General features: G+C 68.0%; 21 protein-coding genes. 12 read left to right on the top strand and 9 right to left on the bottom strand.

Annotation, left to right across the window (positions count from 1 at the left end; all coding sequences use genetic code 11):
• The 4 genes from G3N93_RS13410 to moaD all read left to right on the top strand — a co-directional run.
• Positions 1–769, top strand: a 769-nt coding sequence (locus G3N93_RS13410) for a molybdopterin molybdotransferase MoeA (RefSeq protein WP_206133225.1), incomplete at its 5' end; no start/stop codon positions are given.
• Positions 770–980: 211 nt separating this feature from the next.
• Positions 981–2,105 (top strand): GTP 3',8-cyclase MoaA, encoded by a 1,125-nt coding sequence (gene moaA, locus G3N93_RS13405; protein WP_206133224.1) that lies wholly within the window; start codon positions 981–983, stop codon positions 2,103–2,105.
• A 46-nt stretch (positions 2,106–2,151) separates the two neighbouring features.
• Positions 2,152–2,721, top strand: a complete 570-nt coding sequence (locus G3N93_RS13400; protein ID WP_206133223.1) for a molybdenum cofactor biosynthesis protein MoaE — start codon at positions 2,152–2,154, stop codon at positions 2,719–2,721.
• A gap of 56 nt (positions 2,722–2,777) precedes the next feature.
• Positions 2,778–3,035 carry a molybdopterin converting factor subunit 1 gene (gene moaD, locus G3N93_RS13395; protein WP_174938335.1) on the top strand — a complete coding sequence of 86 codons (258 nt, stop codon included), beginning with the start codon at positions 2,778–2,780 and terminating at the stop codon, positions 3,033–3,035.
• Positions 3,036–3,109: 74 nt separating this feature from the next.
• On the opposite strand, the gene G3N93_RS13390 is transcribed toward moaD, so the two are convergent.
• Entirely contained in the window at positions 3,110–4,027 is a 918-nt protein-coding gene (locus tag G3N93_RS13390; protein WP_089476035.1) for a LysR family transcriptional regulator, read from the bottom strand.
• A 147-nt stretch (positions 4,028–4,174) separates the two neighbouring features.
• Here G3N93_RS13390 and G3N93_RS13385 point away from each other — a divergent pair, with 147 nt between their 5' ends.
• The 3 genes from G3N93_RS13385 (at position 4,175) to G3N93_RS13375 (ending at position 7,879) form a co-directional block, all read left to right on the top strand.
• Positions 4,175–5,116 (top strand): hydroxymethylglutaryl-CoA lyase, encoded by a 942-nt coding sequence (locus tag G3N93_RS13385; RefSeq protein WP_206133222.1) that lies wholly within the window; start codon positions 4,175–4,177, stop codon positions 5,114–5,116.
• Positions 5,117–5,123: 7 nt separating this feature from the next.
• Entirely contained in the window at positions 5,124–6,275 is a 1,152-nt protein-coding gene (locus tag G3N93_RS13380) for a CaiB/BaiF CoA-transferase family protein (RefSeq protein ID WP_206133221.1), read from the top strand.
• A gap of 164 nt (positions 6,276–6,439) precedes the next feature.
• Positions 6,440–7,879, top strand: a complete 1,440-nt coding sequence (locus G3N93_RS13375; RefSeq protein ID WP_174932717.1) for an MFS transporter — start codon at positions 6,440–6,442, stop codon at positions 7,877–7,879.
• A 102-nt stretch (positions 7,880–7,981) separates the two neighbouring features.
• On the opposite strand, the gene G3N93_RS13370 is transcribed toward G3N93_RS13375, so the two are convergent.
• The 3 genes from G3N93_RS13370 to leuC form a co-directional block, all read right to left on the bottom strand.
• On the bottom strand, positions 7,982–9,304 hold the full coding sequence (locus G3N93_RS13370) for a 2-hydroxycarboxylate transporter family protein (protein WP_206133220.1): 1,323 nt from the start codon (positions 9,302–9,304) through the stop codon (positions 7,982–7,984).
• A 102-nt stretch (positions 9,305–9,406) separates the two neighbouring features.
• On the bottom strand, positions 9,407–10,045 hold the full coding sequence (gene leuD, locus G3N93_RS13365) for a 3-isopropylmalate dehydratase small subunit (RefSeq protein WP_206133219.1): 639 nt from the start codon (positions 10,043–10,045) through the stop codon (positions 9,407–9,409).
• On the bottom strand, positions 10,038–11,450 hold the full coding sequence (gene leuC, locus G3N93_RS13360; RefSeq protein WP_206133218.1) for a 3-isopropylmalate dehydratase large subunit: 1,413 nt from the start codon (positions 11,448–11,450) through the stop codon (positions 10,038–10,040). Before leuC ends, leuD begins: the two co-directional genes overlap by 8 nt.
• A gap of 116 nt (positions 11,451–11,566) precedes the next feature.
• On the opposite strand from leuC, the gene G3N93_RS13355 reads away from it, so the two are divergent.
• Positions 11,567–12,460 carry a LysR family transcriptional regulator gene (locus G3N93_RS13355; protein WP_206133217.1) on the top strand — a complete coding sequence of 298 codons (894 nt, stop codon included), beginning with the start codon at positions 11,567–11,569 and terminating at the stop codon, positions 12,458–12,460.
• A gap of 96 nt (positions 12,461–12,556) precedes the next feature.
• Here the strand turns inward: G3N93_RS13355 and G3N93_RS13350 are convergent, their stop codons facing one another.
• Positions 12,557–13,981, bottom strand: a complete 1,425-nt coding sequence (locus tag G3N93_RS13350) for a PLP-dependent aminotransferase family protein (RefSeq protein ID WP_174932707.1) — start codon at positions 13,979–13,981, stop codon at positions 12,557–12,559.
• Between the two features lie 446 nt (positions 13,982–14,427).
• On the opposite strand from G3N93_RS13350, the gene G3N93_RS13345 reads away from it, so the two are divergent.
• Both G3N93_RS13345 and G3N93_RS13340 read left to right on the top strand, forming a co-directional pair.
• On the top strand, positions 14,428–14,586 hold the full coding sequence (locus tag G3N93_RS13345; protein ID WP_206133216.1) for a hypothetical protein: 159 nt from the start codon (positions 14,428–14,430) through the stop codon (positions 14,584–14,586).
• Complete coding sequence (locus G3N93_RS13340) at positions 14,579–16,756, top strand: DUF4132 domain-containing protein (RefSeq protein ID WP_206133215.1); 2,178 nt, start codon at positions 14,579–14,581, stop codon at positions 16,754–16,756. The genes G3N93_RS13345 and G3N93_RS13340 overlap by 8 nt, the downstream gene beginning before the upstream one ends.
• A 31-nt stretch (positions 16,757–16,787) precedes the next feature.
• On the opposite strand, the gene G3N93_RS13335 is transcribed toward G3N93_RS13340, so the two are convergent.
• Together G3N93_RS13335 and G3N93_RS13330 are read right to left on the bottom strand one after the other, a co-directional pair.
• Positions 16,788–17,699 carry a hypothetical protein gene (locus tag G3N93_RS13335; protein ID WP_206133214.1) on the bottom strand — a complete coding sequence of 304 codons (912 nt, stop codon included), beginning with the start codon at positions 17,697–17,699 and terminating at the stop codon, positions 16,788–16,790.
• 88 nt (positions 17,700–17,787) lie between these two features.
• Positions 17,788–18,111 (bottom strand): TfoX/Sxy family protein, encoded by a 324-nt coding sequence (locus G3N93_RS13330; protein WP_206133213.1) that lies wholly within the window; start codon positions 18,109–18,111, stop codon positions 17,788–17,790.
• A 286-nt stretch (positions 18,112–18,397) separates the two neighbouring features.
• Here G3N93_RS13330 and G3N93_RS13325 point away from each other — a divergent pair, with 286 nt between their 5' ends.
• On the top strand, positions 18,398–18,964 hold the full coding sequence (locus G3N93_RS13325; protein WP_174932697.1) for an SMI1/KNR4 family protein: 567 nt from the start codon (positions 18,398–18,400) through the stop codon (positions 18,962–18,964).
• Between the two features lie 60 nt (positions 18,965–19,024).
• Here the strand turns inward: G3N93_RS13325 and G3N93_RS13320 are convergent, their stop codons facing one another.
• On the bottom strand, positions 19,025–19,957 hold the full coding sequence (locus G3N93_RS13320; protein WP_174938357.1) for a GlxA family transcriptional regulator: 933 nt from the start codon (positions 19,955–19,957) through the stop codon (positions 19,025–19,027).
• 84 nt (positions 19,958–20,041) lie between these two features.
• On the opposite strand from G3N93_RS13320, the gene G3N93_RS13315 reads away from it, so the two are divergent.
• Entirely contained in the window at positions 20,042–20,758 is a 717-nt protein-coding gene (locus G3N93_RS13315) for a DJ-1/PfpI family protein (RefSeq protein WP_206133212.1), read from the top strand.
• 39 nt (positions 20,759–20,797) lie between these two features.
• On the opposite strand, the gene G3N93_RS13310 is transcribed toward G3N93_RS13315, so the two are convergent.
• A partial coding sequence (locus tag G3N93_RS13310) for a tyrosine-type recombinase/integrase (RefSeq protein WP_206133211.1) occupies positions 20,798–21,458 on the bottom strand: 661 nt, incomplete at its 5' end.

Below are 21,458 nucleotides of genomic sequence, written 5' to 3'. Positions count from 1 at the left end.
CGTGCGCATGGGCGCGATGCATGTCGGCGTGGCCGCCGCGCAGGGGTTCGCGCGTGTCGACGTGCGCCCGGCGCTGCGCGTCGGCATCCTGACGACCGGCGACGAGCTCGTCGCATGCGGGCAGCCGCGTGCGCCGCAACAGATTTACAACAGCAATGCGCCGATGCTCGCCGCGCTGGTCGCGGGAACCGGTGCCGAGGTCGCGATGAGCCTGCATGCGGCCGACACCGCGGCGGCCGTCGATCGCGCGCTGCGCGACCTGCACGCCGGTTGCGACCTCGTGATCTGCGTCGGTGGCGCATCGGTCGGCGACAAGGATCTGCTGCGCCCCGCGCTGGACGCGCTCGGCGCGTCGTTCATCGTCACCGGCGTGCGGATGAAACCGGGCAAGCCGGTTGCACTCGCACGGCTCGACACGCAGCCGGTGGTGTTGCTGCCCGGCAATCCGGGCGCCGCGATGACGGCGTTCGCGCTGTTCGTCGCGCCGCTGATCCGCCGCCTGCAGGGGCGCACCGCACGCGTGCCGGTCGTGCCGTCGCTGCCGATCGACGGCGACTTCGAACCGGATGCACAGCGCGAGCGCTTCGTGCGCGTGCACTGCACCGTCGGCCTCGACGGCACGCCCGCCCTCGACACGCTGCGCCAGCAAGGCGCCGGCACGCTGCAGTCGCTCGTACAGGCGAGCGGGCTGGCCCGGCTGCCGGCCGGGCAGCGCATCGCGTGCGGCGACGCGGTACCGTATTACGAATTCGCGCACTGGCTCGCATGAACGCGACGCCGGACACTCGCCCGCTTCACGGCATGCGCCGCCGCGCCGGCTGCGCAGGTCGTACGACGAACTGTATTCCTGCAATTCGGGCGCGATTGTGTCCCTGCCGGAAAAACTCGGCGGACTATCCTCACGAAGAGGCTCGTCACGCGCCGTGCGCCTGCCCATCCGCACACGCACGGCCGACCGGCGATGCCCCACCGCTTACTTCTTGCAGGCCGACGAACCGATCGTGAATGCCATCGTTTCCGCCGCGCCGGCCGCTGCCGCACTTTCCGGCGGCGCATCGCCCGGCGCTTTCCCCCGCACGTCCGACACGCTCGGCCGCCCGCTGCGCGACCTGCGCCTGTCCGTGATCGATCAATGCAATTTCCGCTGCGGCTACTGCATGCCGCGCGACAGCTTCGGCGCCGACTATGCGTTCATGCCGTCGTCCGAGCGGCTGTCATTCGCGCAACTTGAAAAAATCGCCCGTGCGTTCACGTCGCTCGGCGTCGAAAAGATCCGCATCACGGGCGGCGAGCCGCTGCTGCGCCGCAACCTCGAAGCGCTGATCGAGCGCCTCGCCGCGCTGACCACCGTCGACGGCAAGCCCGTCGAAATCGCGCTGACGACCAACGGTTCGCTGCTGGCCGCGAAGGCGCGCACGCTGCGCAACGCGGGCCTGTCGCGCGTGACGGTCAGCCTCGATGCGCTCGACGACGCGATGTTCCGCCGCATGAGCGACGCCGACGTGCCCGTGGCGCGCGTGCTGGCCGGCATCGAGGCCGCGCAGGCCGCCGGGCTCGCGCCGGTCAAGGTCAACGCGGTGATCGAGCGCGGCGTGAACGACGACCAGATTCTGCCGCTCGTGCGGCACTTCCGGCATACCGGCGTGGCCGTGCGCTTCATCGAATACATGGACGTCGGCGGCGCGAGCTTCTGGTCCGGCGACAAGGTCGTACCGGCCGCACGGATGCGCGAACTGATCGACGAACACTATCCGCTCGTGCTCGTCGGCGAACCGGGGCACGACGCCACCGCGATCCGTTGCGCGCACATCGACGGCGCGGGCGAAGTCGGCTTCATCGCGAGCGTGTCGCATCCGTTCTGCGGCACCTGTTCGCGCGCCCGCGTGTCGGCCGACGGGCAGCTCTACACGTGCCTGTTCGCGACGCAAGGCACCGACCTGCGACCGTGGCTCGGCGACACGGCGTCGACCGCCGACCTCGCCGCCGCCGTGCGCGACCGCTGGACGCACCGCGACGACCGCTATTCCGAGCGCCGGGCCGCACGGCCGGCCCGCGCGCCGGGCAAGACCTATCCGACCGTGCGCATGTCGCTGGTCGGCGGCTGAGGGGCCGCCGCGCGACACAAGACGCACCGCCTACAGGAGAACCGTCATGACGAGCTTCACCGAATCCCGTGCCGGGCTACCGGACGATCCGTTGCACGCGGGCGGCCCCGCTCCCGACAGCACGACCGACCCGCACCCCGAGCCGCCGCCGTCGATCACCGCCGGCTTCGAAGTACGCGTGCAGTACGCGCCGATCGACGCGGGCGCCGAGCTCGCGCCGATCGTTCGCAATCCGAATGTTGGTGCGGTCGTGAATTTCCTCGGCGTCGTGCGCAACGAAGGCGACGTCGATGACGTGATCGCGCTCGAGGTCGAGCACTATCCGACGATGACCGAACAGGCCCTGTGGAGCATCGTCGAGGAAGCCAGCGCACGCTGGCGGCTCGAAGCGATCAAGATCGTGCATCGCGTCGGGCGCATTCCGCTCGGCCAGGCGGTCGTGCTGGTCGTGGTGGCCGCCGCGCATCGGGGGGCCGCATTCGATGCATGCGAATTCCTGATGGACTTCCTGAAGACCCACGCCCCGTTCTGGAAGAAGGAGATCCGCCACGACGGCGTATCCGGCTGGGTCGAGGCGAAAGCGCACGACGACCAGGCGATGCAACGCTGGGGCTGAGCGTAGGCGCTGCGCGTGTTCCGATTCCGCCGAGTGATTCCTTTCAAGACATCGCGATGAAACTGACGATCAAATACTTTGCAAGCATTCGCGAGCAACTCGATCTCGACGAGGAAATCGTCGAGATCGACGCGCGCGAACTCACCGTCGACGCGCTGCGCGACACGCTGGCCGCACGCGACGCACGCAGCGCGGAAGCGCTGCGGGTGGACCGGCCGGTGCGCGCGGCCGTCAATCTCGAGATGGTGACCGGGGGATTCGTGGTTCGGGAGGACAGCGAGGTGGCGTTTTTCCCGCCGGTGACGGGCGGCTGACATCACGACGAGCCGGAAGGAACCCGGCGTGACATCGATCGCCCGTTGCAGCTCACACGCGTTGACGCTGCGTATCAGCCGCTCGCGGCCGGCATCGCGGCCCGGCTCGACAGATAGTCGACCATCCGTTGCGCGGCCGGTTGCAACGCGTCGAAGCTCCTGAAACAGACGACGAACCGGCGCTTCGCCCACGCATCGACGAGCGGGATCACCTTGATGCCGAACACCGGCCGATACGTATCGGCCACTTCCATCGGCACGACACTGATCCCGAGCCCTGCCGCGACGACGCGAAACGCGGCATCGAACCCCGACACGATCACGCGATACGACACGGTCGTGCCGGCATCGGCGGCCGCGCGCTGCAGCAGCGTGTGAACGGCAGTCGTCGGCAGCAGGCCGACATGCTCGTAGCCCAGCGTCTGCTCGAAGCGCAGCGATGGCTCGTTCGCGAGCGGATGATCGCGATGCACGGCCAGCGCCAGCCGGTCCTGCCGATACGGCCGATGCTGCAGGCCTTGAAGATCGACATTGTCCCAGCACACGCCCACGCTCGCCGCGCCTTCGCGCAACTGCCGCACGAGTTCGGACGACAATCGCTCCTCCACATCGACCCGGATGTTCTCGTTGGCCGGCTCGCGCATAAACGACGAAATGTCGTCGAGCAGTGCCTCCGCGATCGCCGACGCCGATGCGCAAATGCTGACGCGCCCCTTCAGCCCGCCGCCGAACGCGGCGACATCGCTCGCGATGCGCTCCATCGTGAACAGCACGCTGCGCGCGTGCTCGAGCAACGCATTGCCCGCGGCCGTCGGCTCGACGCCGCGCCGCGAACGCGTGAGCAGCGGCACGCCGAGGTCGCTTTCGAGTTGCGCGATGCGCTTGCTGATCGCCGACGGCTCGATATGAACCGCCTCCGCCGCCCGCGCCATGTTGCGGTGATCGCACACGGCCACCAGCAGCCGCAGCGTTTTCAGGTCGATGTCACGCATCCGCCGTCTCCAGGCAATCAGGCATTCAGACATTCCAATCCGGAAACATGGCGGTTCCGAAATACCGCTTTAATGTCCATCAGGAATGTCTAAAGTTAGCACGACGCCGGTGCATCGACACGGGTGAAATCAACGGAGACAAGCGACATGCGGTCGTTCCCCCAGCATGCAGTCATACGCGAAGTCGGCCTGCGCGACGGGCTGCAAAGCATCCCGCGCATTCTTCCGACGAAACACAAGATCGAGTGGCTCGGCGACGCGTACGCGGCCGGTCAGCGCGAAATCGAGGTCGGATCGTTCGTGCCTGCGCGCCTGCTCCCGCAACTGGCCGATACGGCCGAGCTCGTCGCGTATGCGAAGACGCTGCCCGGCCTGCGCGTGTCGGTGCTGGTGCCGAACCTCAAGGGCGCCGAACACGCGCTCGACGCGGGCGCCGACCTGATGCTGGTGCCGCTCTCGGCGAGCCGCGCCCACAGCATCGCGAACCTGCGCAAGACCCCCGACGAAGTCGTCGCCGAAGTGGCGCGCATCCGCGCCGCGCGCGATGCGGCCGGCTCGAAGACGCTGATCGAAGGCGGCATCGGCACGGCGTTCGGCTGCACGATCCAGGGCCGCGTCGAGCAATCGGCGGTGCTGCGTTACCTGCATGCGCTGCTCGATGCCGGCGCCGACCGCGTGAGCATCGCCGATACGGTCGGCTACGCGGGGCCGGCCGCCGTCGGCGAACTGTTCGGCAAGGCGCGCGCCGCCGCAGGCGAGCGCTTCTGGTGCGGCCACTTTCACGATACCCGCGGCCTCGCGCTCGCGAATGTGTACGCGGCGCTCGAAACGGGCGTCGCCCGCTTCGACGCGACGCTCGCCGGCATCGGCGGCTGTCCGCATGCGCCGGGTGCGAGCGGCAACGCATCGAGTGAAGACCTCGCGTTCATGCTCGCCGACATGGGAATCGAAACCGGCATCGACATTGTCGCGCTGCTGACGCTGCGCGCGAAGGTCGCGCGCTGGCTGGACGGCGAAACGCTGCACGGCGCGCTGTGGCGCGCGGGCCTGCCGGCCACCCACGCCGCCGCGGCCACCCTCACCGCCTGAACCCATCATGAACCACGACACCCGACTTCCACTCGACGGCATTCGCGTCATCGAATTCACACACATGGTCATGGGGCCGACGTGCGGGATGATCCTCGCCGATCTCGGCGCCGAAGTGATCAAGATCGAACCGCCCGGCGGCGACAAGACGCGCAACCTGCCCGGCCTCGGCATCGGCTTCTTCCGTTCGTTCAACCGCAACAAGAAAAGCGTCGTGCTCGATCTCCATACGCCCGAGGGCAAGGCGGCCGCGGTCGAACTGATCGGCACCTGCGACGTGATGCTCGAGAATTTCCGCCCCGGCCTGATGGCGTCGCTCGGCCTCGACTACGACACGCTGGCGGCCCGCTACCCGGCGCTCGTCTACGTGACGCACAAGGGTTTCCTGCCCGGCCCGTACGACCGGCGCCTCGCGCTCGACGAAGTCGTGCAGATGATGGGCGGGTTGTCGTACATGACGGGGCCGGTCGGCCGGCCGCTGCGCGCCGGCACGTCGGTCAACGACATCATGGGCGGCATGTTCGGCGCGATCGGCGTGCTCGCCGCGCTGCGCGAACGCGAACGCACCGGACGCGGGCAGGAAGTGCAGAGCGCGCTGTTCGAGAACTGCGTGTTCCTGTGCGCGCAGCACATGCAGCAGTACGCGATGACGCACGAACCGCCGCCGCCGATGCCCGCGCGCGTGTCGGCGTGGAGCGTCTACGACGTGTTCACGCTCGCGGACGGCGAACAGCTGTTCATCGGCGCGGTCAGCGACCGGCAATTCGTCACGCTGTGCGACGTGCTCGCCTGCCCCGGGCTCGCCGCCGAACCGGAATTCGCCACCAACGCGCAGCGGGTCGCCGTGCGACCACGGTTGCTCGAACGGCTCGGCGCGATCCTGAAGGACCATCGCGCCGCCGAGCTGTCGCCGAAACTCGAAGCGGCCGGCATTCCGTATGCGCCGATCGTCCGTCCCGAGCAACTGCTCGACGATCCGCACCTGAAAGCGAGCGGCGGACTGGTGCCGATGCAGACCGACGACGGCCACACGACCGATGTCGTGCTGCTGCCGATCACGATGGGCGGACGACGGCCCGGCGTGCGCCAGGCGCTCGCGCGCGTCGGCGAGCACACGCAGGAAGTGCTGGCACGGCTGAAACGCCGCGCGATCGCATGAGCGGCGGAAGACGCCGGCCCGGCAACGGCCTGCCGGCGTCGATGCAGGCCCGGTCGCGCGCCGCCATGAATTCGGCGCACCGTCCACGTCGCGTGCGCCTATAACCGTTATCAAGGCAGGCAGCTCGAAGAAGCATGCCGCCCGTCAGAGGATCAGGAGACAACATGCATCAGACCGTCACCGCGGGCGGCGCCCCGCTCGATACGCCGCAGGTACGCGCCGGCATCCGCGCCGGCGCGGACATCTCCGCGCGCATGGACCGGCTGCCGATCACCCGGCACCAGTGGATGCTCGTGCTGCTGATCTCCCTCGGCGGCTTCTTCGAAGTCTACGACCTGATCTTCACCGGCTACATCGCCCCCGGCATGGCCAAAAGCGGCCTGTTGCAGACCACCACGCAGGCCTTCTTCGGCTTCACCGGCATCGCCGCCTTCATCGCGGCGACCTTCGCGGGGCTGTTCGTCGGCACGTTCGGCTTCGGCTGGATGCCGGACCGCTACGGACGCCGCGCCGTCTTCACGTACTCGCTGCTGTGGTACTCGATCGGCTCGGCCATCATGGCATGCCAGACGACGCCCGAGGGCGTGCTGTTGTGGCGCTTCATCACCGGCATCGGCGTCGGGCTGGAGATCGTCACGATCGACACCTACGTGACCGAACTCGTCCCGCAGCAGATGCGCGGCCGCGCGATCGCGTTCAACCAGGTGGTGATGTTCGCCGCCGCGCCGGTCGCGGCGATCCTGTCGTGGTGGCTCGTGCCCGCGACGGTGTTCGGGCTCGACGGCTGGCGCATCGTGGTGCTGGCCGGTTCGGCCGGCGCCGTGATCGTCTGGTTCATCCGCCGCGCGGTGCCTGAAAGCCCGCGGTGGCTGGCCGCGCACGGCGATGCCGAACGAAGCGAGCGGATCGTGAGCCGGATGGAAGCGATCGCCGAGCGCGAGTCGGGCATGCCGCTGCCGCCGCCCGCACCGGCGAGCGAGGCGCCCGACGTCCCTCGCGCGGCGTTCGCGGCATTGTGGCGCGCACCCTATCGCGCCCGCCTGCTGATGCTCGTCGCGTTCAACTTCTGCCAGGCCATCGGCTACTACGGATTCGCGAACTGGGTGCCGACACTGTTGATCGGCCAGGGCATCACCGTCACGAAGAGCCTGCTGTATGCGTTCGTCATTGCGTTCGCAATGCCGGCCGGGCCGCTGCTCGCGATGCGCTATGCGGACCGGATCCAGCGCAAGCACCTGATCGTCGGCGGTGCGCTGGCCGTGATCGTCTGCGGGCTCGCGTTCGCGCAGGTCAGGACCGTCGTGCCGCTCATCGTGCTCGGCGTGCTGATCAGCCTCGCCGGGCAGACGATCTCCGTCGCGTATCACGCGTACCAGTGCGAGCTGTTCCCGACCGAAGTGCGCTCCCGCGCGAGCGGCATCGCGTATTCGGCCAGCCGCGTCGGCGCGATGATGTCGGGCTTCATCATCGCGGCGCTGCTGAAGGACTTCGGCGTGCCCGGCGTGTTCACCGGGATCACCGTGTTCATGCTCGTCGTGGTCATCGTCATCGGCGCGTTCGGCCCGAGGACCAATGGCGTACGGCTCGAGGAGCTCAATCGCTGACGCTCGACGCATCCCTGAGGTTCGCCGGTCGGCGCCGGATTCGTGCAGTGCCGCGCCGACGAACGAACCTTCGCACGCTTCACGATTGCGCGACTGCGATCGTCAATGCAGCCACTTCATCACGATCGTCGCGAACACGACCATCGCGGCGCCGCCGATGCGCGTCGAGATCTGCGCGAACGGCATCAGCCCCATCCGGTTCGACGACGACAGGATCGCAACGTCGCCGGTGCCGCCCAGCCCGCTATGGCACGCGGTGATGATCGCGGATTCGACCGGATACATCTTCAGCGCGGCGCCGACGAAGAAGCCGGAGACCACCATCGCGATCACGATCGACGCGCAGATCACGAAATACCCGGGCGAGAACGCGCCGACGAGCTTGTCCCACGACACGAACAGCGTGCCGAGCCCGACGAGGATCGCGAACGTCAGGTTCGTCGACATGAACTTGTACATCTGATACGCGCCGATCTCCATCGACTCGGGAATCGCACGGCACACCTTCAGCACGGCCGCCGCGACGATCATCAGCACCGGCCCCGGAATGCCCGTGAGCGGCGCCAGCAACCCGCCGAGAATGAACAGCGTGCAGGCCAGCAGCAGGCCGAATCCCATCAGCCGCAGGTCCAGTCCGGCCTCGGCCTGCTGCGCGGCGAGCAGTTCGCGGTCCTCGCCGGTCTTCACCAGCAGGCCGTCGCCGCTGTAGCGGCGGTGCTTTTCGCCGAAGCGCTTCAGCATGCCGCTCGCGAGGATCGCGACGACATTGCCGATCAGCGCGGCCGGCACCATCATCGCGATCAGGTGGCCCTGCGCGGCGCCGGTGATCTCCGAATAGCCGATCGACAGCGGCAGGATGCCCTCGCCGATGCCGCCGCCGAGGATGGGCATCACGATATAGAAGAACGTGTGTTGCGGGTCGTAGCCGAACGCGAGGGCCACGACGATCCCGGCCGCGATCGCAGCCGCGGTGCCGACGAGCAGCGGCACGAACATCTTGAGGAAGCCCTGGATCAAGATCTTCCGGTTCATCCCGAGGATGCTCCCGGCGACCAGGCACGCGATGTAGAGATACTGAAGATTGGCCGTCTTCATCGTCACCGTGATCGCCTTGAGCGTCGCGTCGTCCATCAGCCGGTAACCCAGCAGCGCCGACGGCACGAACAGGCACAGGATCGCCGGGCCGCCGATATGCCGGAACACCGGGATCCGCCTGCCGATCTCGCCGAGCAGCAGCCCGGACAGCATCAGCACCGCGAAGCCGCCGATCATGTCGTTCGGCAGCCGCTTCGTTACGGCCGCCAGGATCGTGACGGCCGCGATCGCGACGAACATCGGCAGCGGCATCCCGCCGATCTTCAGGTTCAGCAGCCACGCGAGCGGCGTGGACGGCGGCAGGCTCGTCTGCACGGGGGAAGCTTCCATGTCATGTCTCCGTTTCTTGTATTGAGTTCGCACATCGGCAGGGCCGGACGGAACCGCGTAGTGCGCGTCCGGCCCCGTGCTGCGGGCGCCGAGGCGCCCCTGTCACACCGCGCGCTGCTGCTTCGGCAAATCGATCTTCATCCACGGGCTGGTCGTGTGATGGCGCGCCTCGAACGCATCGATCGCGTCGCGATCGGCGAGCGTCATGCCGATCATGTCCAGCCCTTCGACGAACATGCGCTTCTGCCGCTCGGGCAGATCGAACGGGTACTCGCTTCCGTCTGCTGTCCTGACGACCTGGCGCAGCACGTCGATCGTCAGCGTGCTCGTAGCCGGGTTGCGCGCCTGTTCGACGAGCGTCGACACGACGGCCGGATCGGGCATCACCAGCAACAGCCGGTTGTTCAGCGCGTTGAAGTAGAAGATCTCGCCGAAGCTCGGCGCGATCACCGCGTCGAAGCCCGCCTGCTGCAAGCCCCACACGGCGTGTTCACGGCTGGAGCCGCAGCCGAAATTGGCGCCGGCCACGAGGATGCGCGCCCCTTGATATTCCGGGCGGTTCAATACGAAATCCGGCCGCCGCGCGCCCGAACCGTCGTGGCGGAGGTCGTACAGCACGCCGCGCGCGAGCCCCGACTTGTCGATGCCGAGCAGAAACTGCTTCGGCATGATCTGGTCGGTATCGAGATTGTTCAGCGGCAGCGGCGCGGCAATGCCGGTGACGGATGCGTGCTCACGCATGATCGAACTCCTTGCGTACGTCGACGATGCGCCCGGCCAGCGCGGCGGCGGCGGCCATCGCCGGACTCATCAGGTGGGTGCGGGCGCCACGTCCCTGGCGGCCCTCGAAATTGCGGTTCGTCGTCGACGCGCAGCGCTGGCCGGGCGCGAGGACATCGTCGTTCATCGCGAGGCACATCGAGCAGCCGGGCTGGCGCCATTCGAAACCCGCGTCGATCAGCGTGCGTGCGATGCCTTCGCGCTCGGCCTGCTCGCGCACCGCGACCGACCCCGGCACGACCATCGCGCGCACCGACGGTGCGACCGTGCGGCCGCGCACGACGTTGGCCACGGCGCGCAGGTCTTCGATGCGCGCGTTCGTGCACGAGCCGATGAACACGTGGTCGACGTGCAGGCCATCGATCGGCTGCCCGGCATCGAGCCCCATGTAGTCGAGCGCCTTGCGCGCGTTGTCGCGTTCGAGCGGCTCGGCCGACAGCGCCGGAATGCGCGCGGTGATCGCAATGGCCTGGTCGGGGCTCGTGCCCCAGGTCACGAACGGCGCGACGTCCGCCGCATCGAAGCGATGCGTGACGTCGAACGGCGCGTCGGCGTCGGATTGCAGTTGCGTCCACTGCGCGGCGGCGGCGTCGATCCGAGCCGCCGGCAGATCGCGGATCCGGTCGCGGACGTAGGCGACCGTCGTCGCGTCGGGCGCGATGAGTGCGCCGCGCGCGCCGGCTTCGACCGTCATGTTGCACAGGGTCATGCGCGCTTCGGCGCTCAGCGCGTCGATCGCCGGCCCGCAGTACTCGACGACGAAGCCGCGCGCGCCCTGCGCGCCGATCTTCGAGATGATGTACAGCACGAGATCCTTCGACGTGGTGCCGGCCGGCAGCGCGCCGTCCACGCGGATGCGCATGTCGCGCGCAACGCGGTACACCAGCGTCTGCGTCGCCAGCACATGCTCGACTTCCGACGTGCCGATGCCGAAGCCGAGCGCGCCCAGCGCACCGTAGGTCGTCGTGTGGCTGTCGCCGCACAGCACGACCATGCCGGGCCGGATCAGCCCGATCTCGGGCGCGACCACGTGCTCGATCCCTTGTTCGGTGTCCTGCACGTCGAACAGGTGGATGCCGTGCTGGCGGCAGTTGCGCGTGAAATTAGCGGCCTGGCTGGCCGCCGCGTCGATGACGATCGTGCGCTGGCCGACCGGAACGGGATGCGTCGGAATCACGTGATCGACGATGCCCATCTGCTTTTCCGGGCAGCGTACCGGCAGGTTCCGCTCCGCGAGCCCGGCGAACGCCTGCGGGCTCGTGTACTCGTTCATGATGTGCAGGTCGGCGTACAGCACGACGTGCTGCGCGTCGACGCGGGATACCGTGTGGCTCGCCACGATCTTCCGGTAAAGCGTCTGTCCCATCGTTTCCCCCTCCTTGTTGCGACACGCCCCGGTACGGACGTTTCGGCAAGTGTAATTTGGAGGGTGACGCCTTAAAATGAGGCGCAGCTTAACCCATTATTAAATGAAACTTTAAGATGGATCCGATCGCAGACCTGGAATTCTTCGCGCGGCTCGTCACGCACGGCAGCCTGTCGGCGCTCGCGCGCGACCTCGGCGTCACGCCGCCGGCCGTCAGCGCACGGCTCAACCAGATCGAGCGGCGCCTCGGCGTGAAGCTGCTGAACCGCACCACGCGGCGGCTGGCGATGACCAACGAGGGCGAGGTGTATCTCGCGACCGGCTCGAAGCTGCTCGAGCAGGTGCACGAACTCGAACGCACGGTATCGAGCAGCCGCAACCAGCCACAAGGCCTGCTCAAGGTCAACGCGACCTTCGGCTTCGGGCGCCGCCACATCGTGCCCGCACTGTCCGCGTTCCGCGAACGTCATCCGGAAGTCGAGATCCAGCTCGAACTCACCGACCGCCCGATGAACCTCGCCGAGCTCGCGTACGACGTTGGGATCCGGTTCGGCGAGTTGCCCGACCAGCGCGTGGTGGGCCGCAAGCTCGCGGCGAACCGGCGTTTCGTCTGCGCGTCGCCCGCGTACCTGAAAGCGAACGGTGTACCCAAGGTACCCGGCGACCTGCGCGGCCACCACTGCATCGTGCTGCGCGAGAACGACACAGCGTACGGTACGTGGCACTTCACGAAGGGCAAGCGCCATGAACTCGTCAAAGTGCATGGCGTGATGAGCAGCAACGACGGCGAAGCGACGCTGCGCTGGGCAATCGACGGGCATGGCGTGCTGGTGCGGTCCGAGTGGGACGCGCAACCGTTCATCGATTCGGGCGCACTGACGCGCGTGCTCGCGGACTGGTCGCTGCCGCCGTCGGATATCTACGCGGTGTATCCGGAGCGGCTCAACCTGTCGGCGAAGGTGCGGGTGTTCATCGAATTTCTTTGCGAGTATCTCGAGCGGCGCGCGTGACGGCGGGGAACGCGGCGGCGGCATGGGCCGCAGCAAGAAAAAAGCCGGCACAAGGCCGGCTTCGTCGTCGAAACGCCAGATACCGCTCGCGCCCGCTCACCGCATGCACGCCGAGGCGAGCTTGCCGACCGTGATCACGGCCTGCTCGATCTCCGGCGACCACGGGCTGCTGTAGTTCAGCCGAATGAAATTCCGGTAGCTGTCCGTGATCGAGAACATGTAGCCGGGCCCGATCGTGATCCCCTGCTCCAGCGCGAGCTGGTACAGCCGCATCGCGTCGACCTGCGCGGGCAGCTCGACCCACAGCACGTATCCGCCCGCCGGGCTCGAGATGCGCGTGCCCTCCGGAAAAAACCGCGACACCATCGCGCGCATCAGGTTCGCCTGCTGCGCATACGCCTTGCGCAGGCGCCGCAGGTGATGCTCGTAGCCGTCGCGTTCGAGAAACTCCGCGATTGCGAGCTGCGGCAACGACGGCGTCGCGAGCGTGTTCAGGAATTTCAGCTTCTCGACCTGGTCACGATAGCGGCCCGGCAGCGCCCAGCCGATCCGGTACGCGGCCGTCAGGCTCTTCGAGAACGACGAGCAATGCAACACGATCCCGCTGCGGTCATACGACTTCAACGAACTCGGATGCGCATCGCCGAAATACAGTTCGTTGTACACGCCGTTCTCGATCAGCGGCATCCCGGCCTTCGTCGCGAACTCGACCAGCTCGCGCTTGCGCTCATCGGGCATCTGGAAGCCGAGCGGGTTCTGGAAGTTCGGCATCACCATGCACGCGGCGATCGGCTGCGACTTCGCGATCGCGGCCAGCGCGGCGATATCGATCCCGTATTCCGGATGCGTCGCCACCTCGATCGCCTTCATCCCCATCCGCTCGATCGCGTGCAGCATCGCGTAGAACGTCGGCGATTCCACCGCGATCGTGTCGCCCGGCTTCGCAACGGCCTGCAGGCACAGGTTGATCGCCTCCGTCGCGCCGACCGTCACGATGATCTCGTTCGGGTCCACCGACATCCCGTTTTCCAGGTAGCGGCGCGCGATCTGCCGAATCAAGCGCGGATGGCCGGGCGGCAGCCCGTCCGTCACGCCCCAAAGCGACTTGTCGCGGCCGGCCGCATACGCATAGCGGTTCAGCTTCTCGAACGGGAACAGGCTCGGGTCCGGATACGGCGAGCCGAGCGGCACCGCGTCGTCGGTGCCGATCGAGCGCAGCGTCGACAGCACCAGCCGGCTCACGTCGACCGACGACGAGATCGCGATCGGCTTCGACGGCCGCAGCTCGCGCACCGGCGCATGACTGTCGTCACGCCGCAGGTTCACGAAATAGCCCGACTGCGGCCGGCTTTCGAGCAGCCCGCGGCTTTCCAGCAGTAGATACGCATGCAGCACGGTCGTGATGCTGATCCGGTGCTGCTGGCTCGCCTGCCGCACCGACGGAATCCGGTCGCCGTGTCGATATACGCCCTGGCGGATCAGGCGCTCGATGTCGTCCGCGAGTTTTTCATAGAGTTTCATCGCGCGTCTCCCGCCGGCACGCGCAGCCGCGCCGCCCTGCCGTTTGCGTCCGACACGCACGTGTTTTGCCCGCCGACCGGGCCGTCGTGATTCCTGATCTTTCCCTCCGGTTTTGCCTTTTCCATCGCACTGGCTCTCTCTTGAAGATGCGCCAACAGGGTTCCGGTAGAACTGGATCTGCGGCACTGTGCACTTGATGATGGAATCTTAAGAGCAGAACAGTTGGCGGCGAGTACACACATCGACCACGCGAACAAGAGTACAGTTCGACGCGCATCGCGCATCGCGAGAAAACTGTACGTCTTATGAAATGGCCAGGCGGCCGGGAGCCTTGCGCCGCGTGGCCGGATCGGCCCGGAACGCCCGTCGCACGGGCTTTCGCGTGGCTACGTCAATTGGGGTGCAATACTGTGCGTCCGCACGGTTTTCACTGCCGGAGTCAGACCATGCAGTACACGATCGAACAGGCATCCGCCGCCGACGGCACGATCCGCGCCGCCCGACAAGTACAGAAGATTAAATGGTGTCGGAACGAAGCGGCCTGCCGCGTCGACATCCGAGCATCGCACTCACGCACTGCCGGCCAGGAGGCCGCACATGCCTGATCGAGACCTCGCCGCGCTGCTCGTCGCGCGCCTGACCGGCCGCGCCGACCATCCACGCTTCACCGGCACGCCGATCGACCTGTCGACGCTCGACGCGCACACGCTCGGCGCGGTCTGGCCGGCACTGCGCCGGGTCGAGCACGAGATCATGGTGCGCGACCAGGCGTTCGACGATCCGCGTGCCGAATTCGCGCGCTGGCTGCATGGGCAGATCGATGCGCTCGGACTCGTGCCGCTGGTCGACGCCGATGCTGCACTCGAACTGTTCCGCGATATCCCGGCCGGCGAGTGGAAACGCGCGCTGGAAGAGTTGCCCTGCCTCGACACCCTGCCGTCGCCGGCGCTGCAAGCCGAACTCGCGCGCATCGCGGGCGAACCGGCGGAAGGCGACGTGCACTCGGGATCCAGCGCGTATGGGGTGTATACGCTCGACCGGTTCGCCGGCCGCCGCGACTTCTCGGCGCGACGCGACGCGTATGCGCAAGCGCTGGCGGATTCGCCGTTTCGCGTGCGCGAACTCGACGTGCTGCCCGAACTCGGGCCGGCCGCGCTGCTCGCGCTGGCCGCGACGAACAACGGCTACTTCGCGCCGAGGCGGCTGTGGCTCGACTTCAGCGATCCGGCCATCACGCTCGCGGAAGACGCCGCATATGTCGCGTTCGCGCGCGACGCGCTGACCGAGGCCGCGCAGCAGGTCGCGGCGCTCCACGCGGGCACCGTTCCATACGCAGCCGATCGTGCGTTCACGACCGACGACGCACAGGTCGTCGCGCGCGCCGCGCGCGTGGCCGCCTATCGCGACGAAGCGTGGCTGCGCCCGCTGATCGGGCCGCTGCTGACCGGCGTGTGCGTCGCACCGACGGTCGCGAAGACCGCGCCGTCGCAATCGCTCTCGATCGCACTCGGCCACGCGGTCGAGACGATCCCGACACCCGAGGGCGTACGTGCGCTACGCGACGCGCTCGCCACCGTGCGTCATGCCGGCGTGCAAAAGAAGCTCGCGCGCAACCTGAAGCCGGCCGAGCGCGCGCTCGGCGAGCGGCCGCACACCGCGCTGCGCATGACGCTCGACGCGAAGCCGGACAAGAAGCAGCTTGCGATGCTCGCCACGTGCATGGAAGCCGGCTTCTGGCAGTCGATGACGCTCGGCCACGCCGAATGGCGCGAGCGCCTCGTCGATGCGCCGGCCGGCGCTGCGTTCGCCGCACGCATGATCTGGCACGCGCGCAGCGGCGATGGATCGACGCAGTCGTTCATGCCGGACATCGCGAAAGGCAAGGTCGTGCTGCGCGACGCGGCCGGGCACGCGATCGACCTCGCCAGCGACAGCAACATCCGGCTATGGCACCCGCTGCTGGCCGACGCGGACGAGCGGCTCGCATGGCAACGCGCGATCGTCGGCCGCACGCTGCGGCAGCCGGTCAGGCAAGCTTTCCGCGAATACTACCTGCCGGCCGACGGTGACGCGCTGGCCAGCGAATCCGCGATGTTCGAAGGCCACGTGCTGTCGAGCCGGCCGCTGATCGGCGTCGCGCGCCGCGAAGGCTGGTCGATCCGCGCGTACGACGACGGGCTGGTCCGCGAATTCGGCGACGTGCGCGCGACCTTCTTCGTCGATGCGCGGCTCTATCCGGGCTCGGAAAGCCATGGCACGTCGCGCCGGCTGCACATCGAACGCCGGCACGACCGGCGCTGGGTGCCGCTGCCGATCGGCGAGATCGATCGCGTCGTGTTCTCGGAAGTGGCGCGCGCGGTCGACCTGCTCGTGAGCGTCGCCGCGTTCGCGCTCGACGACGACGCGACGCGCGCGGCCGCCGCTGCGCTCACGGCCGACCCGGTGCGCCAGCGTGAGCGCGAAGCGGAACGCTGGCAGCGCCTGAACCGGTTGTCGGATGTGCCGTTGGGCACGATGGCGAGGCATCGCCGGCACGTGCTGTCGCTCGTGTTCGCCGAACCGATCGCGCAGGGGAAGATGACGATCGACGAACGCCATGTGCGCGTCGGCGCGTGGTCGGTGCATTGCGCGACCGGGCGCGTGATGCGCGACGGCGAGCCTGTCGAACCCGCGATCGAGCCGCCGCCGTCGCCGCTGCGCGCGGTGCCGTGGCTGCCTTACGACGAAGCGTTGCTGCAGCGGATCGTCGATGTGGTCGCGGGGTTGCTCGACTGAGCGCCTATGCGGCAACCGGCAGCAGGCGGCGTCATCGCGCCGCCTGCTGCCGCTGCACCTCCTGCGCTTTCATCTGCATATAGGCGCCGCGCTCGACTTCGTGCAGTTGCTGCGGATACTGCTCGGTCGCGTCGAACCAGCGCGTGAGGCGCTGGTCGAGCGGCTTGTCGAGCGTCGCGAGATAGGTGTCGATCGCGAGGTAGTAGCGCATCGTGTTGCGCTCCAGCAGCCCGCGCACGCCGCCGATGTACTGCGGCTGCGCGGCCGATCCGCCACTGACGGTCGTGAAGCCGACCTTGTCGCTGCCGACGGTCGCGAGGTAGGTCTTCATCGCCATGCGGCCGACCGTGCCGAAGCCATACGAATACGTGAGATGCAGGAACGTGCGCGACCCGCCGACCGGCACGGCCTCCAGCGCGATCCGGTAATCCTTCGTGCCCATCGGGCCGCTGTCGGCGGTCAGGTCGACCTGAAAATAGTCGGGCGTCGCGGCCGCCACGCGATAGCGGAACTGCACGCGATAGGTGTCCGACAGCTTCTGCTGGATCTTGCGGCCGAGGTTCACGTCGAGCACCGGGCCGTTGCTGCCGCTCGACGCGTGGCAATACTTCGTGTTCAGGTGCAGGATCAGCACCGCGCACCAGTTCGCGGGGCCCTGCGCCGGATCGTCGAGCTGGCCGCTCACGACCGTGTACGGATAGTCGACCACCGCGTAGATGTCGCCCTTCAGCGACGACGACGCTTCCGCCGATTCGAGGACCAGCGGCCGGTGAAACGCGTTGTCCTTCAGTTGCGGGCCGAGGCTGCGGTAACGCTCGAGCAGCGTCGCCGCATCGTCCGCGCCGAACGACAGCGCGCACCAGCCCGCGCACAGGACCGCGACGAGCGCGTGCCGGGCGCGGCGAGCAAGCCGCGTGCCGCGCGGATGTCCGGATGTGTTCATTCTTGTGCTCCCACCGGATGCGCGATGGTCGCGCACATGTGACACAGAATACGCCTGGCCGCAGCGCAACATGGCACGCGAAAACCCGTCATCGGCTCCGCCTCACCGGCACCGGCAACTGCGCGGCGGTGATCCGGATCAGCGCCGACAGCCATTCGCGATCGTCCCAGCGCTCGCCGGAGATGACGAGATGCGGCTTCGCGCCCGGATACGGCGAACCTTCTTCACACGTGCCGAGAAACGCGCGGCCTTCGGGCGTCGGCTTGACGAACAGCCGATCGTCGCAGACGAGCGCGGCCATCTTGCCGTCGCAATAGATGCCGTACTCGCCGAACATCTTGCGCGCCGATACGGTGCCGGCCGCCGCCATCTGCTCGACGATGAAATCGACTGTGCTTTGGCTCGATGCCATTTGCAGTTCCCCTCAAAAAAGTTTATGACCGCGGCGTGCGCCGGACCGTTCCGCGTGATTGGCGGATACGCTGCGATGCGTCATCCCTTGGCCGGTGGAGCGCGCATTCAGGCACGTGCGATTGCAATCGCCCGCCCCTCCTGACATCCCTGACAGTTGCATTACGGCGCGGTGAATCGTCCAATAGCGCTTCACAAAAATTGTGCTTCGCCGACGTGCCGAGAGAGCGGCACGGGCCAGCCGACCGGATCGCGGTGCGCCCCGAAGCATCTCCACAAGGAACCCGATGAACGTACCCGACACATCCATTGCCGGCGCAACCGTCCCCGCCGTTCGCGAAACCTGGCAACGCATCGAAGGCTGGATCGCCGCCGATCCGGCACGCCTGCCCGGCGGACTCAACGGGCCGGCCCCGGAGCACGCGATCGCCGCATTGCATGCCGCGCTGGGCGCGACGCTGCCGGACGACCTGCTGGAAAGCCTCCGGCTGCACGACGGACAAACCGATCCGAACGCCGTCTTCGCCGAACACGACGCATTGCTGAGCGCGCATGAAATCCTCGCGCAATGGTCGATCTGGAACCAGCTCGTTTCCGGCGGCGACTTCGACGACATGACGTCCGACCCGGCCGCCGGCATCCGCGACGACTGGTACAACCTCAAGTGGATTCCGTTCACGCACGACGGTAGCGGCAATCATCTGTGCGTCGACCTCGATCCCGCGGAAGGCGGCACGGTCGGGCAAGTGATCCGGGTCTGGCATGACGACGAGCAACGTGAACGCGTCGCCGCCAGTTTTACGGAATGGCTCGCCCGCGTGGCCGCGGAACGTGACGATCCGGAAGGCGACTGAGCGGCCAGCAAGAAGCGGATCGACGCGTCGCGCCGCAACGCCGTGCTCGACCACGCCCGCCTACGACCGCAGCGCCGACGGCGCGACGCCCAGCCAGCGCTGGAAACTGCGCCGCATGTTCTCCGTATCGCCGAACCCGCACTCGTTCGCCACGCGCTGCAGCGACGCCGCCCCGCTTTCCAGCGCGGCGCGGGCGGCTTCCACGCGCAGTTTTTCGACGGCCTTGGCCGGCGTGAGGCCGGTTTCCGTCTGGAACGCCCGCGCGAATTGACGCGGGCTCATGCACGCCTGCTCGGCCAGGTCGCTCACGCGCAAGCGCGCGCCGAGATTGCGGCGAATGTAGTCGAGCAACGGCTTGAAGCGCCCTTGCGCGCTGTCGAGCTCGATCAGCGCCGAGAATTGTGACTGCCCGCCGGGGCGCCGGTAGTACACGACCAGCCGTTTCGCGACCGCGCGCGCCAACCGCTCGCCACGATCCTCGCCGATCAGCGCGAGCGTCAGGTCGATGCCGGCCGTGATGCCGGCGCTCGTCCAGAACGGCCCGTCATTCACGTAGATCCGGTCGAGCGCCAGCCGCACCTGTGGAAACGCCTGTGCGAAGCGCTCGCCGCAGCCCCAGTGCGTGGTCGCGAGCCGGCCGTCCAGCACACCGGCCGCCGCCAGCAGCAGGCTGCCCGAACAGACGCTCGCCACGCGGATGCCGCGCGCCGCGCAGCGGCGGACGAACGCGCATGTCGCTTCGTCGACCATCGCGGCATCGACGCCATCGCCGCCCGCGACCAGCAACGTATCGACGTCCGCCACCTCCGGCAGCGGCTCGGCCTGCCAGCTCACACCGGACGAACTGCGGACCAGCCCCGGCTGCGCCGCGACGATGCGAACCGCGTAATACGGCGTGCGCGCGTAGTCGGCCATCTCGAATGCGCCAACGGGCCCGGCCGCGTCGAGCAACTGGAAGCCGGGATACACGAGCATGGCAACGCGATGGGTCATGGCAGAAAGTGCGGGAGAAATGACATTGCGACGAGCGGTGCGCGGCCCGATGCTACAGGCCGTTCATGTCTTCGGGAGATCGTGATGGCCACCACACCGTTCATCGTCGTATTCGCATTGTTCGATCATGTCACGCAGCTCGATTTCACCGGGCCGGACGAAGTGTTCTGGCGTCTGCCGGGCGCCCGGATTCACCGGGCCTCGGTGCGCGGCGGATCGATTCGCGCGGACAGCGGCCTGATCCTTGCGGAGGTCGAGCGGCTCGCCGACATCGCACACGCCGATCTCGTCTGCGTGCCGGGCGGGCTCGGCGTGATCGACGCGATCGCCGACGATACGTTCGTCCGCGAGGTGCGCCGGCTCGCGCTGGGCGCCCGCTATGTTACCTCCGTGTGCAGCGGGTCGCTGGTGCTCGGCGCGGCCGGGTTGCTGCAAGGGCGGCGGGCTGCCTGCCACTGGGCATGGCGCGACCTGCTGCCGCCGTTCGGCGCGATCGTCGACGACGGCCGCGTGGTGCGTGACGGCCTGGTCATCACGGGCGGCGGCGTCACCGCCGGCATTGACATGGCGCTGTCGGTGATGGCCGATATCGCCGGCCCGGCCTACGCGCAAGCGGTGCAGCTCGGCATCGAATACGCGCCCGAGCCGCCGTTCGACTGCGGACGTCCCGAGCGGGCCGCGCCGGACATTCTCGCGTCGGTATCCGCGCTGTTCGAGCGCGTGCGGCCCGATCGTCATGCGGTCGTGGCGCGTGCAGCGCAGAAACTCGCGCAGCCGGACGCAGGTCGACAGGCGACATGACGACGCGCGGGTAGCCCCTGCCCGCTCCGCCCGACGCGATTACTTGTCTGCCGCAAACGCGCTCGACATCTGCCGCGCCCGCTTCACGTCGTCGCCGTGCAGGTAAATCGACGTCGTCGAGATCGATGCATGTCGCAGGTTGTCGCGCACGGTCGTCAACTCCGCGCCGCGCGCCAACGCATGCGTCGCATGCGTATGTCGCATCCAGTGCGGGCTCGCCTGCCGCAGCTTCTGTGCGAGTGCGGGGTTGTCGGCATCGACCTGATCGGCCGTCTGCGCGAAGAAACGCTGCATCACCTTCCACAGCCGCACGCTCGTGATCGCGGCCGCGCCGTCTTCCGCGAGGCTCGGGATCAGCGGCGTATCGGGCCGCCAGCGCGACGGCGTGACCGGCAGCCGCCGTGCGACCAGAAAACGGTCGAGGCCGGTACGCGCAAGCGGCGGCAGCGCGACGCGTGCGGCCTTGCTGCCCTTGCCGATCACCTTCAGCCACGCGTCGCCGTGCGCGTCGGTCTCGATGTCGCCGAGCGTCGCGCCGACCAGTTCGCTCGCGCGCAGCCCGGTCGCATAGCCGAAATCGAGAATGAAGCGCAGCCGTTGCGCGGCGGCCGGCGTCCAACCGGACTGCGGCGCGGCCGGCCTGCCCTTGCGGAACTCGAGCCCGTCGGCGATCGTGCGCACGAGTAGCCACTCGCCTTCA

Origin of the sequence: Burkholderia sp. Se-20378 (genome assembly GCF_017104665.1) — a bacterium.
Classification (GTDB): Bacteria; Pseudomonadota; Gammaproteobacteria; order Burkholderiales; family Burkholderiaceae; genus Burkholderia; species Burkholderia lata.
This window is presented reverse-complemented; position numbering and strand designations above follow the sequence as displayed.